The 13,306-nt window shown below is 72.0% G+C and carries 16 protein-coding genes; 9 read left to right on the top strand and 7 right to left on the bottom strand.

Going from position 1 to position 13,306, the window contains the following annotated elements:
• Positions 1-108: 108 nt before the first annotated feature.
• Positions 109-690, top strand: coding sequence for a TIGR03086 family metal-binding protein (locus tag QSK10_RS09335; RefSeq protein WP_285662221.1), 582 nt, complete (start codon positions 109-111; stop codon positions 688-690).
• A gap of 1,027 nt (positions 691-1,717) precedes the next feature.
• Here QSK10_RS09335 and QSK10_RS09330 read toward each other — a convergent pair.
• Genes QSK10_RS09330 through QSK10_RS09315 form a run of 4 tightly spaced genes read right to left on the bottom strand, consistent with a single transcriptional unit; the run spans position 1,718 to position 3,858 of the window.
• Positions 1,718-2,008 (bottom strand): GNAT family N-acetyltransferase, encoded by a 291-nt coding sequence (locus tag QSK10_RS09330; protein ID WP_285662220.1) that lies wholly within the window; start codon positions 2,006-2,008, stop codon positions 1,718-1,720.
• Between the two features lie 18 nt (positions 2,009-2,026).
• Positions 2,027-2,236 carry a DUF3263 domain-containing protein gene (locus tag QSK10_RS09325; RefSeq protein ID WP_285662219.1) on the bottom strand — a complete coding sequence of 70 codons (210 nt, stop codon included), beginning with the start codon at positions 2,234-2,236 and terminating at the stop codon, positions 2,027-2,029.
• A gap of 11 nt (positions 2,237-2,247) precedes the next feature.
• Positions 2,248-3,027, bottom strand: coding sequence for an HAD-IIA family hydrolase (locus tag QSK10_RS09320; protein ID WP_285662218.1), 780 nt, complete (start codon positions 3,025-3,027; stop codon positions 2,248-2,250).
• A gap of 45 nt (positions 3,028-3,072) precedes the next feature.
• Complete coding sequence (locus tag QSK10_RS09315) at positions 3,073-3,858, bottom strand: DeoR/GlpR family DNA-binding transcription regulator (RefSeq protein WP_285662217.1); 786 nt, start codon at positions 3,856-3,858, stop codon at positions 3,073-3,075.
• Positions 3,859-3,990: 132 nt separating this feature from the next.
• Between QSK10_RS09315 and QSK10_RS09310 the strand changes: the two genes are divergently transcribed.
• Genes QSK10_RS09310 through QSK10_RS09290 form a run of 5 tightly spaced genes read left to right on the top strand, consistent with a single transcriptional unit; the run spans position 3,991 to position 8,708 of the window.
• Complete coding sequence (locus QSK10_RS09310; RefSeq protein ID WP_285662216.1) at positions 3,991-4,869, top strand: SIS domain-containing protein; 879 nt, start codon at positions 3,991-3,993, stop codon at positions 4,867-4,869.
• A gap of 25 nt (positions 4,870-4,894) precedes the next feature.
• Positions 4,895-5,845 (top strand): ROK family protein, encoded by a 951-nt coding sequence (locus QSK10_RS09305; RefSeq protein WP_285662215.1) that lies wholly within the window; start codon positions 4,895-4,897, stop codon positions 5,843-5,845.
• Positions 5,842-6,939 carry an N-acetylglucosamine-6-phosphate deacetylase gene (gene nagA / locus QSK10_RS09300; RefSeq protein ID WP_285662214.1) on the top strand — a complete coding sequence of 366 codons (1,098 nt, stop codon included), beginning with the start codon at positions 5,842-5,844 and terminating at the stop codon, positions 6,937-6,939. The genes QSK10_RS09305 and nagA overlap by 4 nt, the downstream gene beginning before the upstream one ends.
• Entirely contained in the window at positions 6,936-7,850 is a 915-nt protein-coding gene (locus QSK10_RS09295; RefSeq protein ID WP_285662213.1) for a 1-phosphofructokinase family hexose kinase, read from the top strand. Before nagA ends, QSK10_RS09295 begins: the two co-directional genes overlap by 4 nt.
• Before the next feature lie 9 nt (positions 7,851-7,859).
• Positions 7,860-8,708 (top strand): class II fructose-bisphosphate aldolase, encoded by an 849-nt coding sequence (locus QSK10_RS09290; RefSeq protein WP_285662212.1) that lies wholly within the window; start codon positions 7,860-7,862, stop codon positions 8,706-8,708.
• A gap of 41 nt (positions 8,709-8,749) precedes the next feature.
• On the opposite strand, the gene QSK10_RS09285 is transcribed toward QSK10_RS09290, so the two are convergent.
• Complete coding sequence (locus QSK10_RS09285; protein ID WP_285662211.1) at positions 8,750-8,902, bottom strand: hypothetical protein; 153 nt, start codon at positions 8,900-8,902, stop codon at positions 8,750-8,752.
• Between the two features lie 255 nt (positions 8,903-9,157).
• On the opposite strand from QSK10_RS09285, the gene QSK10_RS09280 reads away from it, so the two are divergent.
• The 3 genes from QSK10_RS09280 (at position 9,158) to QSK10_RS09270 (ending at position 11,183) form a co-directional block, all read left to right on the top strand.
• Positions 9,158-9,337 (top strand): hypothetical protein, encoded by a 180-nt coding sequence (locus QSK10_RS09280; RefSeq protein WP_285662210.1) that lies wholly within the window; start codon positions 9,158-9,160, stop codon positions 9,335-9,337.
• An 81-nt stretch (positions 9,338-9,418) separates the two neighbouring features.
• Positions 9,419-10,321, top strand: a complete 903-nt coding sequence (locus tag QSK10_RS09275; RefSeq protein WP_285662209.1) for a hypothetical protein — start codon at positions 9,419-9,421, stop codon at positions 10,319-10,321.
• Positions 10,308-11,183 carry a hypothetical protein gene (locus tag QSK10_RS09270; protein ID WP_285662208.1) on the top strand — a complete coding sequence of 292 codons (876 nt, stop codon included), beginning with the start codon at positions 10,308-10,310 and terminating at the stop codon, positions 11,181-11,183. The genes QSK10_RS09275 and QSK10_RS09270 overlap by 14 nt, the downstream gene beginning before the upstream one ends.
• Here QSK10_RS09270 and QSK10_RS09265 read toward each other — a convergent pair.
• Entirely contained in the window at positions 11,180-12,355 is a 1,176-nt protein-coding gene (locus QSK10_RS09265) for an FAD-dependent monooxygenase (RefSeq protein ID WP_285662207.1), read from the bottom strand. The two genes, QSK10_RS09270 and QSK10_RS09265, sit on opposite strands and share 4 nt — an antisense overlap.
• Positions 12,352-12,915 (bottom strand): TetR/AcrR family transcriptional regulator, encoded by a 564-nt coding sequence (locus tag QSK10_RS09260; protein WP_285662206.1) that lies wholly within the window; start codon positions 12,913-12,915, stop codon positions 12,352-12,354. The genes QSK10_RS09265 and QSK10_RS09260 overlap by 4 nt, the downstream gene beginning before the upstream one ends.
• Between the last annotated feature and the right edge of the window lie 391 nt (positions 12,916-13,306).

Here is a 13,306-nt window from a genome sequence, read left to right as displayed (position 1 = left end):
ACATGTCCTCAAGGCCGCGTAACCTTTGATCTGTAAGCAAGAGCGCCATCCAGTACGTGAGAACCGAAGAACCGCCGCCCAACCCGTGAAGAATTTGGAGTCCCCGTCATGACCTCCACCTGGCCCATCATCGACCGCGCCCACGCCTCCCTGGCCGCCGCCACCGCCGGCCTGACGGAGGAGCAGAAGGCCCTGCCGACCCCCTGCGCCGCATGGTCCGTCCAGCACGTCATCGAACACGCCGCCGGCGACCAGATCGGCCTCGCCGGAGCAGCCGGCAGCGGAGAGAAGCCCGCCTACGACCCCTTCAACCCGCCCGGCGACCAGACCGACCTGGAGAACCTCGTCGCCGACGGCAACGCCACAGCGGCAGCCGCCTACGCCACCGTCGCCCACGACGCCGAAGAAGTCGGCATCCCCATGCCCCCCTTCAAAGCCCCCGCCCGCCTTGCCGCCGCCCTCACGGCACTCGACGCGGCCATCCACGCCTGGGACATCCAAGTCGCCACCGGACGCCCCGTCACCCTGACCGAAGAAGACGCCGCCGAACTGCTGGACCAGGTGAAGGACGTCGTTGACGGCGTCAGGCCCTGGGGCGCGTACGCACAGGCGGGCGACCCGGTGGAGGGAGACAGCGCGGTGACCGCACTGCTGCGATTCCTGGGCCGCGACCCGGAGTGGAAGCCGTAGAGGGAAGAGCGGGAGAAGAGCGGAAGCACGGAAGGGCCGACCCGAGAAGGCAGAAGGCGGGTCGGCCCGGAGAAGGGCGGGACGAAGGCAAGCCGGGGCGGGCTGGGCTGGGACGGGCCGGGACAAGCGCGAGACGAAGGCAAGAGCCGGGCCACCCACGCGGCGATGGGTGAAGCCCGCCCGAGGTGAGGGTGGCAGACGTAAGACCGGCCGGGTGTGATGCGAAGCCTGGTGCAGTGAGGGTGGGACGAAGTCCTGGCCGGGTGGGGACGCCAGCGGTGGGTGAAGCTCGCCCGAGGCGAGGTCCGGGGACGATGTGTCGAGCCGGGTGCGATGCGTAGCAGGGTAGGGCTCTTGACCGAAGCCGCCGCCGATAACTAGAGCTGGCCCGAAGACGAGGCCCTGCACAACCTTTCCCGAAGAGAGCTGGATCTTTTGGCGTGCGGCCTGACGGGTGTTTGGAACGAGGGTTCTGGGGGTGTCAAGACATGTTCTTCCGTCTTGACACCCCCGGGTTCCTCGTTCACCGTCTGCGAGGCCGAACGACGGGAGATCCGCGGCCGGTAACCCGAACGACCAGGGTGGGGATGGAAGGGCGGGCCAAGCGGGAGAGGCACGACGAGGCGGGTGCGGGCCGGGGTGGTGCAGGCGCGGGCGGCGACCGGGGTGAGGCCGCGAGGGTGGGGACAGGCGGAGGGAACTCCGGGAGGCGGGGTGGCGTGGCTCCGGTGGCCGGGCGTGGCCGGGGTGAGATGCGTGGCCCGCAAGCCGAGAGATGCGGCCGAGGGCCAACGGGGGCTGCGGGGACAGGTCAGGGGGATGCGTGACGGGGGTGGTGCGGGCCGGGGTGAGGCCGAGAGGCGGGGAAGGCCCGGGGGGACCCGGGAGGCGGGCTGGTGTGCCCCGGCGGCCCGGGCCGTGGGCTGGCGGTGAGGGAGACGGCCCGCAAGCCGAAAGACGGCGGAGGGTGACGGCGGGGGCTGACGGCGGGGGCTGACGGCGACGGTCGACGAAAGCCCCCCTCCCCCTACCCCCTCAAATCAGTAATATCCGCGAACTCCGGATGCTTCCCCACCCAAGCCACCACAAACGAACACAGCGCCAAAACCCGAACCCCCTCAGCCCGAGCCGCCTCCATGGCCCCCCGAGCCAGCGCCGACCCCACCCCGCGCCCCCCAAACTGCGGAAACGCCTCCGTATGCACCAGCATCAAATGCGAAGCAGACCGCGCGTAATCCAAAAACCCCGCGAGCTCTCCATCCAAATAAGCCTCGAACCGCTTCTCTGATGGCGCGTCCCGCACCGTGATCTCCGACATGCTCGCCTCCCAAAAAAGTTACTGCCAGTACATCCGCCGCGCCCGCATCCGCTGCAACCGCCGCACCACCCTGGGCTCCGCCGCCATCGCCTCCGGCCGCTCCACCAGCGCGTTCAGCCGCTGGTAGTACTGCGTGAGGGTCCACCCGAAGACCTCCCGGATCTTCTGCTCCTTGACCCCCGGCCGCTTCCACCAGGCCTTCTCGAAGCGCAGGACGGACAACTCCAAAGGGGAGAGGCTCACACCACGTCCACCAGATCCGCCACCGAGTTCACCACCCGGTTCGGCTGGAACGGGAACCGGTCGATCTGCTCCTTCGACGTGATCCCCGTGAGCACCAGGATCGTCTCCAGCCCGGCCTCCATGCCCGACACGATGTCGGTGTCCATCCGGTCGCCGATCATCGCCGTCGACTCCGAGTGCCCTTGGACCTTGTTCAGCGCGCTGCGCATCATCAGCGGGTTGGGCTTGCCCACGAAGTACGGCTCTACCCCGGTCGCCTTGGTGATGAGCGCGGCCACCGCGCCGCACGCGGGCTGGATGCCCTCGGGGGACGGGCCGGTGGCGTCGGGGTTGGTGGCGATGAAGCGGGCCCCGGCGTCCACGAGGCGGATGGCGCGGGTGATGGCCCCCAGCGAGTAGGAGCGGGTCTCGCCGAGGATCACGTAGTCGGGGTTGATGTCGGTGAGCACGTAGCCGATCTCGTGCAGGGCGGTGGTGAGTCCCGCCTCGCCGATGACGTAGGCGGAGCCGCCGGGCCGCTGGGTGTTCAGGAAGTCGGCGGTGGCCAGGGCGGAGGTGTAGATCGACTGCTCGGGGATGTCCAGGCCGGTGTTGCGGAGCCGGACGTGCAGGTCGCGCGGGGTGTAGATGGAGTTGTTCGTGAGGACGAGGAACCGGCGTCCCGTCTCCTTCAGGCGGTCGATGAACTCCTTGGCCCCGGGCACCGGCACGCCCTCGTGGACGAGGACGCCGTCCATGTCCGACAGCCAGCATTCGATCGGCTTGCGCTCGCTCATGTGGTGATCGTTCCAGGTTCGTGTGACGGGTATGGGTCGTGTCGGTCAAACACGGACGACGGTCACTCCGGCGGCCTCGAACTCGTCGATGACCTCGCGGGCCACGGACATGTCGGTGACCAGGGTGTGGACCTTCTCGATCGGGCAGATGCGCGCGAAGGCGTGCCCGCCGATCTTGGAGCCGTCGGCGATGATGACTATGCGCCGGGCGCGCGCGGCCATCAGGGCGTTGATGGCGGCCTCGCCCTCGTGGTGGGCGGCGGCGCCCATCTTGACGTCGATGGCGTCCACGCCCAGGAAGACCATGTCGAGGGTGATCTCGCGCAGGATCGGCGAGGCCAGCGGCCCGATGAGCTCGTAGGACTGCGGGCGCACGACGCCGCCGACGACGACGACCTTGACGTGCGGGCGCACGATCATCTCGTTGGCGATGTTGAGGGCGTTGGTGACGATGGTCAGCGGCGTCGTCCCGGACTGGGTGACCAGTTCCGGGCGTGTCGCCAGGGAGCGCGCGACTTCGGTGGTGGTCGTGCCCCCGTTGAGGCCGACGACCATGCCGGGCCCGACGAGGGCCGCGGCGGCTTCGCCGATGCGGTGCTTCTCGTCGATGCGCTTGGCGGACTTGTACCGCAGCGGCAGGTCGTAGGACACGCCGTTGGCCACCGCGCCTCCGCGCGTGCGGGTGATCATCTGCTGCTGGGTCAGCTGGTCGAAGTCGCGGCGGATGGTGGCCTGCGACACGTGCATGCGGGCGGCGGCCTCTTCGACGGTGATCCTGCCGTCCGAGGCCAGGATCTCCAGCAGAGTGTTCCATCGGGCGTAGCGGTCCACGGCATCCCTTCTTCCCCCCGGTCTCGACTATGAGCGGGTTGGTGTGCACAATAATGCGCGAAAGCGGGCCGCAGCGTCGAACCCGTTGCGCGTTTTTTATCAGGAGCGCTCAAACGCCCCACAGGAGGATGTATGACGTACGTCGAAGCGGAGATCGCCAGCCAGCCGAAGACGTGGCGTCGCGCCGTGGAGCTGGCCGCCGAGCGCGCCGCCGCGCTGCCCCGCCCGGGCGAGCGCGTCGCCGTCATCGGCTGCGGCACCTCCTGGTTCATGGGACAGTCCTACGCCGCGCTGCGCGAGGCCGCCGGGCAGGGTGAGACCGACGCGTTCGCCGCCTCGGAGTTCCCCTACGGCCGCACGTACGACCGGGTCCTGTCGATCTGCCGCTCGGGCACCACGACCGAGGTGATCGACGTGTTCAAGCGCCTGCCCGGGGACGTCCCGACGGCCGCGCTGATCGGTGACCCGGACACGCCCCTGCCGAGCCTGGTGGGCGACGCGGTCATCCTGGACTTCGCCGATGAGAAGTCGGTCGTGCAGACCCGCTTCGCGACCACGGCCCTCACTCTGCTGCGCGCCAGCCTCGGCGAGGACCTCACCCAGGCCATCGCCGACGCCGAGACGGCCGTCACCGCGCCCCTGCCGGTGGACGTGGCGAGCCTGGAGCAGGTCACCTACCTGGGCCGCGGCTGGACGAACGGCCTGGCCAACGAGGCCGGGCTGAAGATGCGCGAGGCCGCGACCTTCTGGACGGAGTCCTACCCGGCCATGGAGTACCGCCACGGCCCGATCTCCATCACCGGCCCCAACCGCGCGGCGTGGATGTTCGGTGAGGCCCCCGAGGGCCTGGCCGAGCAGGTCGCCGAGACCGGTGGCGCGTTCATCACCTCCGGGCTGGACCCGGTCGCCGACCTGATCCGCGCGCAGCGCGTCGCAGTCGCCGCCGCGCAGGCCCGGGGCGCCGACCCCGACAACCCGCGGAACCTGACCCGCTCGGTCGTCCTGTCGTGAGCGAGGCGAACCGGGAGGGCCGGGCATGAGCGCGCCGGAGCCCAAGGCCGCGATGGGCGATGTCGTCATCGCCGTCGATGTCGGCGGGACGCTCATGAAGTGCGCCCTGGTCTCCACCGACGGCCGGGTCCTGCACTCCGTGCGCCGCCCCACCGACCGCGAGCGCGGCCCGGAGGCGGTCGTGGACGCCGTCCTGGGCACCGTCGCCGACCTGGTCGCCCAGGCGCGCGGCTTCGGCGGGAACCCGCTCGCGGTGGGCCTGACCGTCCCGGGCGTGGTCGACTCCACCAAGGGCGTGGCGGTGTTCGCCTCGAACCTGGGCTGGCGGGACGTCCCGTTCCGCGCGCTCGTCGAGGAGCGCGTGGGCCTGCCCGCCGCGCTCGGGCACGACGTGCGCACCGGCGCGCTGGCCGAGGCGCGGCTGGGCGCCGGGCGCGGCAGCGAGTACATGCTGTTCGTGGCGATCGGCACCGGCATCGCCGCCGGGTACTTCCCCGGCGGGAAGGGCCTGGACGGCGCGCACGGCTCGGCCTGCGAGATCGGGCACATCTCGGTGCGTCCCGACGGCCCGCAGTGCGGCTGCGGGCAGCGTGGCTGCGTGGAGGTCATCGCCTCCGCGGCGTCCCTGGCCCGCCGCTACCAGGAGGCCACCGGGGAGAACCTGGGCGCCGCCGAGGTCGCGCACAAGGTCGCCGAGGGCGACGCGGTGGCCGGTGAGCTGTGGGCGGAGACCGTCGAGGTCCTCGCCGACGGCCTGCTCATCGGCATGGCCCTCTACGACCCGGACACCATCGTGCTCGGCGGCGGGCTCGCCGAGGCCGGGCCGCTGCTGCTGGAGCCCCTAGAGGCGCGGCTGCGCGCGAAGGCGACCTTCCACACCGTCCCGCGACTGGTGCACGCCGAACTCGGCGACGAGGCAGGCTGTATCGGTGCGTCCTTGATCGGCCTGGACAGAATGCGAGAGACCGCGCCATGAACCTGACCGGCAACATCGTCACCCCCGGCGGCATCTTCCGGGGCGTCCTGCGCACCGAGGGCGAGCGCATCGCCGCCATCGAACCCGACGACTCCGTCACCGGCGACGCGTTGCTGATCCCGGGCTTCATCGACGTCCACTGCCACGGCGGGGACGGCGCGACCTACACCACCGGGGACGCCGCGCAGGCCCGCAAGGCCGCCGCGTTCCACCTGCGGCACGGCACCACCACGACCCTGGCGTCGCTGGTCAGCTCGCCACGCGAGGTCATGGTGCGCGCGGTGGAGGCCTTCCGGCCGCTGGTCGACGAGGGCGTCCTGCACGGCATCCACTTCGAGGGCCCGTACCTGTCGGGCGCGCGCTGCGGCGCGCAGAACCCCGCCGCGCTGCGCGATCCCGACCTGGGTGAGCTCGCCGAGCTGGTGGACGCCGGCGCGGGCGCGGTCAAGATGATGACGATCGCCCCCGAGCGCGAGGGCGCGATGGAGGCCATCTCCTACCTCGCCTCGCGCGGTGTGATCGCCTCCATCGGGCACACCGACGCCTCTTACGAGGTCACCCAGGACGGTGTGGGCGCGGGCGCGCGGGCCGCGACGCACACGTTCAACGGGATGCGGCCCATCGGGCACCGCGACCCGGGCCCGATCCCGGCGCTGTTCAACGCGCCCGGGGTGATCTGCGAGTTCATCGTCGACCCGGTGCACCTGCACATGGGCACCGTCGCCTTCGCGGTCAACGCCATCGGCGCCGGGCGCATCGTCGCCGTCACCGACGCCATGTCGGCCACCGGCATGGCCGACGGCGAGTACGACCTGGGCGGCCTGCGGGTCCGCGTCGCCGAGGGCGCGGCGCGCCTGGTCGAGGGCGGCTCGATCGCCGGGTCCACGATCACCATGATCGACGCGTTCCGCAACGCGGTCCTGGGCGCCGGGCTGACCGTCCCGGAGGCCGTGCAGATCACCGCCACCACGCCCGCGCGGCTGCTCGGGCTCGACGACCGGGGCGTCCTGGCGGTCGGCATGCGCGCCGACGTCCTGGAACTGGACACCGGCATGAACCTGCGCGGCGTCGTCCGTGGCGGGAGCAAGGTTTGATACTCACCGTCACCCTCAACACCGCGCTCGACCTGACGTACACGGTCGACGCCCTGGTGCGGCACGAGTCGCACCGGGTGTCGACGGTGACCGAACGCGCCGGGGGCAAGGGCCTGAACGTGGCCCGCGTCCTGGCCGCCGTCGGCGCGCCCGTGCTGGCCACCGGCCTGCTCGGCGGGCGCACCGGCGAGCGCGTGGCCGAGCTCCTCGACGTCCCGCACGACTTCGCGCCCATCGCCGGGGAGACCCGCCGGACCGTCGTGGTCGCCGACGGCGACGCCACCGGCTTCTGGGAGCCCGGACCCGAGGTCACCCCCGGGGAGTGGGAGCTGTTCGTCGAGCACTACCACTCGCTGCTGCCCGGCAAGACCGCCGTCGCGCTGTCCGGCAGCGTCCCGCGCGGCCTGCCCGCCGACGCCTACGCCGTCCTGGTCACCGCCGCCCGCGAGGCCGGGGTACCGGTCGTCCTGGACGCCTCCGGCCCGGCCTTCGCCGCCGCCCTGGCCGCCGGGCCCGACGTGGTCAAACCCAACCGGGACGAGCTCGCCGAGTACGCCCCCGACCTGTACCTGTCCGTCGACGCCGGCGTGCGCATGGCCGCCGACCGGCTGCGGAAGGCGGGCGCGGGTTCGGTCGTGGCGTCCCTGGGCTCGCGCGGGCTGATCGTCGTCGACGGGGACGGCGCGCACAAGGCCGTCCCGCCGGTCATCTCCGGCAACCCCACCGGGGCCGGGGACGCCTGCGTGGCCGCGCTCGTCCGGGCCCTGCACGAGGGCGCCCCCGACGGCGCCGAGGTCGCCCGGGACGCCGCCGCCCTGTCGGCCGCGGCCGTGCTGCGGCCCGAGGCCGGGGACGTCGACCCCGCCGACTTCGCGCGGCTGCGCGCCGACGTGACCGTCACCGCGATCTAAGGAGACACCATGCCCCTCGTCCACACCGCCGCCCTGGTGACCGAGGCGCGCCGCGAGGGCTTCGGCCTGGGCGCGTTCAACGTGATCACGCTGGAGCACGCCGAGGCGATCGTGGCCGGGGCGGAGGCCGCCGGGCGGCCGGTGATCCTGCAGATCAGCGAGAACGCGGTGAAGTTCCACCACGGGCGCCTCGACGTGATCGCGCGCGCCTCCCAGGCCGTGGCCGCCGGTGCCTCGGTGCCCGTCGCGCTGCACCTGGACCACGTGGAGTCCGAGGCGCTGTGGCGGCAGGCGGCCGGGCTGGGCTTCGGCTCGGTGATGGTGGACTACTCCAAGCTGCCCTATGACGAGAACCTGCGGCTGACCACCGGCGCGGTGGAGGACCTGCAGGCCGAGGGGCTGTACGTGGAGAGCGAGCTGGGCAAGGTCGGCGGCAAGGAGGGCGAGGCGCCGCTGTCGGCGCACGCGCCCGGCGCCCGCACCGACCCGGGCGAGGCCGCGGCCTACGTGGCGGCGACCGGGGTGGACGCGCTGGCCGTCGCGGTCGGCTCCTCGCACGCGATGACCTCGCGCGACGCCGCCCTCGACCACGAGCTGATCGCCCGGATCGCCGCGGCGGTGCCGGTCCCGCTGGTGCTGCACGGCTCCTCCGGCGTCCCCGACGAGGAGCTGGCCCGGGCGGTGAAGGGCGGCATGGTGAAGATCAACATCGGCACCGCGCTGAACATCGCCTTCACCGGGGCCGTCCGCGCGCACCTTGAGGCCGACCCGAAGGTCGTGGACCCCCGCAAGTACATCAAGGACGCCCGCGCCGCCATGGCCGCCACGGTCGAGCACTTCCTGGGCGTCCTGGGCTGAGCGGCGGCGGAACCCGCGCGGCGGGCTCCGCCACCCTCACGTCAGCACGAACAGGGGCTGCACGCACCGGTGCGGATGTTGCAGCAGGCGTGGCAGTCGTGCGTGGGCGTCGAGCCGCAGATCTCCAAGCGGCAGGCCCAGGCGGTCTGTTTGGGCACCAGGCGGTTGAGTAAGCGGTCGGCGAGATTCCTCATGAGCTTCTCCATTCGTTGCCGGATGGGAAACATCGTCTCGCCGGGTGGCTTCGCGCGCCGCCCCGCCGCCTCAGCGAACCGGCGAAACCCGCCCAAGTCCACTGTGGATGGTCATTCACCGAATGCCCGCCCGGGTCCGCTCGACGTCAGCCCCGGCGTACATATCAAGTATGTACGTTCCGGCGGCAACCGAACCGGGCCGCCCGGCGTCTTTCAGGCGTGAGTTCCCTTCCAGCTTCGCGGCGCGCTCGCCGCATGACCGGTGCGGCGGTGCTGCTCGCGGCCCTCGCGCTATTCGGCGTTCTGGTCTACCTGTGCGGATCCGAGGACGGCGTGGCCAAGCCGGATCCGATGAAAGTCGTGGAAGACGGCCTGCATCTGCGGGATCTGCTACCGGGCGGTAACCCGGCGGGGTTGCACGACGACCTCCCGTGATGCCGGGTATTCGTCCGATCGGCGCATTAATCGGGCCTGAACGGACGCAACCTTTACCCGCCCCTGGCGCGTATTCAGGGCATGGATTCGCCGACCGCCACCGCCGAGAGCGACTGGCTTCGCCTCACCCTGCCCGACTGGGGGCTGCTCCGGTGGTCGGCCGTGGCCACCGTGGCCGCCATCGCGGTGACGGCCGGGCTCCTGGCCAGCGGCGGGAGGCTCGGCGAGGCCGAGCAGCCGATGGCGGTGGTCCAGTCCGCCTTCCTGCTGGAGGACAAGGTCATCAGCGTCGCGGTCGCGATGGAGCACAAGTGCATGGAGCAGCGCGGCTTCGACGTGCACCCCGACAATTCCGGCGGCTCCGACTACATCCTCGTCCCGGCCGTGGACGAGGCCAACCGCACCGGCTTCGGCGCCGGTGAGCGCTCCGGGAACGGCGTGGCCTTCGAGGCGCGCCCGGAGGCCTACCAGCGCTCCTACAAGAAGGCGCTGGCCGGATACGAGGACTGGGACTACGGTTCCGACCAGCCGCTGACCGACGACAGCTGCCTGGGGCGGACCAACGTCGCGGTGTGGGGCACCAAGGAGGGCGTCTCGCGGCCGCTGGCCTTCGACCCCGACCTCCAGCAGACCATCTACGGCGAGGACCCCGCGCTGGTCGCGGCCTACGCCGCCTGGCGCGTCTGCATGAAGTCCAAAGGGGACTACCCCGACTTCAAGACCATGGACGACGTCGAGCGCTACGCCGCCGAGCTGTACCTCGACGAGGACGCCGAGTACGACGAGGCGTCCGCGCGCGAGATCCGGGTCGCCGTCGACGCGTCCACCTGCGCCAGCGGCGCCGGTCTGCGCGACGCCTACACCGCCGCGCGCGACAAGGTCCGCCGCGAGCTCTACCACGAGTTCCTGCCCGACATCCTCGCGTGGCGCGCGCAGCTCGCCGCCGCGCTGCGACGCACCGGAGTGAGCCTTGCGACCGACTAGGGCGGCGCGGACCACCCTCATCGCCCTCCTGCTCGGCGCGCTGCTGGCCTCGGCCGCGTGCGGCAAGAAGGCGCAGCAGTCCGCCGACGCCGGGGGCGGCGCGGGCGCGGAGCAGAGTTCGGCCGCCGACGGCGTCTGGCGCGTGCTGGCCGACGGCGCCCGCGTCTACGACCGGCTCGGTGAGATCCGCTTCGAGCTGGAGCACCGCTGCATGGACGAGAGCGGATACCCCGTCCACCCGACCGTGGCCGCCGGTCCCTCGGGCTGGACGCCGGTCTCGCGCGACGCGCCCAGGCTCGCGCCGACCGTCGCCGAGGCCGAGCAGGACGGCTTCGGGCCCGAGGAGGCCTACTCCCCGGTCGCCGAGGCGGAGAATCCACTGTGGAAGGACCAGGCGTCCAGCTACGTGCGGGCCTACAAGCGCGCCTACGAGGGCGATGACGGCTGCCGCGCCACGGTCCGGGCGGCGATGTTCGGCAACGACGCCCCGGAGGGGGACGAGCCGATCCCGCTGCCGGACTCGTTCTCGATGCGGGCCCGCTGGGAGCTCTACTACGCGATGCCCCAGGTGGTCACCGCCCTGACCACGTGGCGGGCGTGCATGAAGGAATCGGTCAAGGACATCGGCTACGGCACCGTCCAGGACGTGCGCGCCGCCGCCGAGAAGGTCTCCGCCGCCGACGCGAAACTGCTGGCGAAGGCCACCGCCCGATGCGTGGACGGGGCCGGCTGGCGCGACATCCACGCCGCGGCCTGGTCGGAGGCGATGGACCGGCTGGTGCGCGAGGAGGAGCCGGCGATCCGCGGCTGGCGCGAGCGGCTCAACCGCGTCCTCGACGACGCCGAGGGGCTGCTGCGCTAACCGGCGGTCGCGGTCACCGGCGTGCGGTCCTTGCCCAGCAGGCCCGCCGCGAGGCGCTTGTCGAGACCCGGCAGGCGCATCGCCTTGAGCGCCCACCGGCGCATGAGCAGCCGCAGCGGTGACGAGGGCAGGATCCATTCGGCTCCCCGCCGCCCGATCCGGGCGCGCTCGGTGGCCACCGGGTGCCAGCGCGCCTGGTAGGCGGCCAGGGCGGCGTCCACGCTCGGCTCCTCTTCGAGCCGCCGGGCCAGCACGTAGGCGCCCGCGATGCCCAGTGACGCCCCCTGTCCGGCCACAAGGGACACCGCGTGCGCGGCGTCGCCGATCAGCACCACCCGCCCGGTGAACCAGCGCGGCAGCAGGATCTGCGCGACCTGGTCGTAGTAGAGCGCGCCCGGTTCTTGCGGCAGGTGCCGCAGCGCCGTCGGCGCGAGCCAGCCGAGACCGGCGTAGGTCTCCCGGACCGTGGCGCGCGGATCCACCGGCAGCGGCGGATCGGAGCGGTGGACGGCGAAGGCCGCCACCATCCCCTCGCGCAGCGCGTAGAAGCCCATGTGCGCGCCGATCGTGTCGGTGAGGTAAAAGCCGTCGCGGACCCGCTCGTGCGCACCGGCGTCGGCGAAGACCCAGGCCGCGGTGTGCATCCCGAGATGGCGGACGAACGACTCCTCCGGGCCCAGCACCGCCGCGCGCGTGGCCGAGCGGATCCCGTCGGCGCCCACGAGGAGATCCGCCTCGATCGAGTCACCGTCCGAAAGGGACACCGTGACCCCGTCGGCCCGGTTGTCGAAACCCGCCACCGTGGTGGCGTACCGCAGATCCACCCGCCCGGCGGCGTACTCGCGCAGCCCGCGCTCCAGATCCGGGCGCATGATGCTGAACAGGCGGCCCTCGGCGACCCGCTGGAAACGCCGGTAGTCCAGGCTCGCGCGCGTCCGGCCCCGCTCGTCGACATAGCCGAAACGCTCGATCCGGTAGCCCAGCTCGCGCAACCGCGGCAGGACCCCGATCGCCTCGGCCGCCTCGAAACCCGGGCCGAAGAAATCGATCATGTACCCCTGCTCGCGCGGACCCGGCGCGCGCTCCACGACCGTCACCTCACCACCCCGGTCGGCCAGCCGGCCCGCCAGGGTCAGGCCCGCGATGCCCGCGCCCACGATGACCGTCCTCATGAGACACCGCCCGGCAGTATCCGGCGCAGCACCGGGACGAGCGAGGCCGCGCGCAGCGACGGGTCCATCGTCCGTTGCAGCACGAAACCGTCCAGGACCGCCATGACGACCGTCGCGGTCGCCTCGTCACCGAAGCAGCCGGTGAGCGCGGCCTTGAAGCGGTGCATGACCCCGGCCATGCGCTCGCGCAGCTCGGGATCGCGGGCGGCGGCCAGGTACATCTCGGTGAAGACCAGGGACGCGGGATCGGTGCCGCGGTAGGCGTCCAGGCCCTGGACCAGGGCGTCCAGTGCTTCGGTGGGGGTGGCGTCGGTGAGCGCGGGGAGGGCGGCGGCCACGATCGGCTCGATCGTGGCCAGCGCGGCCTCGGCGAGCAGGGCCTTGATCGAGGGGAAGTGGTAGTGGACGATGCCCGGCCGGACACCGGCGCGCTCGGCGATCTGGCGGGTGCTGACCGCGGTCCAGCCGAGCTCGCCGATGAGGGCGGCGGCGGCGGAGGTGAGCTTGCGGCGGGCGGCGAGGCCTTTTTCGGCGGAGGGGGAGAGGGGGGTGGGAGGCATGGGGTGTCCTGGGTTGGGTGGGTGTCCAGGGCGGACGCCTTGGGCGATTGACCAAATCGTAGCGCGGGTGGGAGGGGTGAGGGTGCGTGGGGCTTGCGGTCGTGGCTGGCTGCGGCTTCGCTTGGTGCCCAAGGGGCTTTGCCCCTTGGATCCCCACCAGGGAACTCCGTCCCCTGGACCCCGGGAGCTCACAACATTTCTCCCGAGCCGGAGGTGGGCTCTGTTTTTTGGCACACGGTGCTTCGTGGCCGACCGGGTTGGTTGCGCCGCTGCACGCGCGCGTAGGGCTTCACCATGCGATCGAGACACTTTTCGTCGGCCGCGAGCCGCGAGCCGCCAGCCGTGAGTCGCGAGCCGCTAGGGGCTTGCCGGTGGTGGTGGCCATCGGTCG

It is taken from the genome of Actinorhabdospora filicis (assembly GCF_030269765.1).
GTDB lineage: Bacteria > Actinomycetota > Actinomycetes > Mycobacteriales > Micromonosporaceae > Actinorhabdospora > Actinorhabdospora filicis.
The sequence above is the reverse complement of the archived record's forward strand: the minus strand, read 5'-3'. Positions and strand labels throughout refer to the sequence as shown.

Coding starts and splice junctions, on each gene's coding strand:
- QSK10_RS09335 (WP_285662221.1), top strand. CDS start 109: ATGACCTCCACCTGGCCCATCATCGACCGCGCCCACGCCTCCCTGGCC.
- QSK10_RS09330 (WP_285662220.1), bottom strand. CDS start 2,008: ATGTCGGAGATCACGGTGCGGGACGCGCCATCAGAGAAGCGGTTCGAG.
- QSK10_RS09320 (WP_285662218.1), bottom strand. CDS start 3,027: ATGAGCGAGCGCAAGCCGATCGAATGCTGGCTGTCGGACATGGACGGC.
- QSK10_RS09310 (WP_285662216.1), top strand. CDS start 3,991: ATGACGTACGTCGAAGCGGAGATCGCCAGCCAGCCGAAGACGTGGCGT.
- QSK10_RS09305 (WP_285662215.1), top strand. CDS start 4,895: ATGAGCGCGCCGGAGCCCAAGGCCGCGATGGGCGATGTCGTCATCGCC.
- nagA (WP_285662214.1), top strand. CDS start 5,842: ATGAACCTGACCGGCAACATCGTCACCCCCGGCGGCATCTTCCGGGGC.
- QSK10_RS09290 (WP_285662212.1), top strand. CDS start 7,860: ATGCCCCTCGTCCACACCGCCGCCCTGGTGACCGAGGCGCGCCGCGAG.
- QSK10_RS09285 (WP_285662211.1), bottom strand. CDS start 8,902: ATGAGGAATCTCGCCGACCGCTTACTCAACCGCCTGGTGCCCAAACAG.
- QSK10_RS09280 (WP_285662210.1), top strand. CDS start 9,158: ATGACCGGTGCGGCGGTGCTGCTCGCGGCCCTCGCGCTATTCGGCGTT.
- QSK10_RS09275 (WP_285662209.1), top strand. CDS start 9,419: ATGGATTCGCCGACCGCCACCGCCGAGAGCGACTGGCTTCGCCTCACC.
- QSK10_RS09265 (WP_285662207.1), bottom strand. CDS start 12,355: ATGAGGACGGTCATCGTGGGCGCGGGCATCGCGGGCCTGACCCTGGCG.
- QSK10_RS09260 (WP_285662206.1), bottom strand. CDS start 12,915: ATGCCTCCCACCCCCCTCTCCCCCTCCGCCGAAAAAGGCCTCGCCGCC.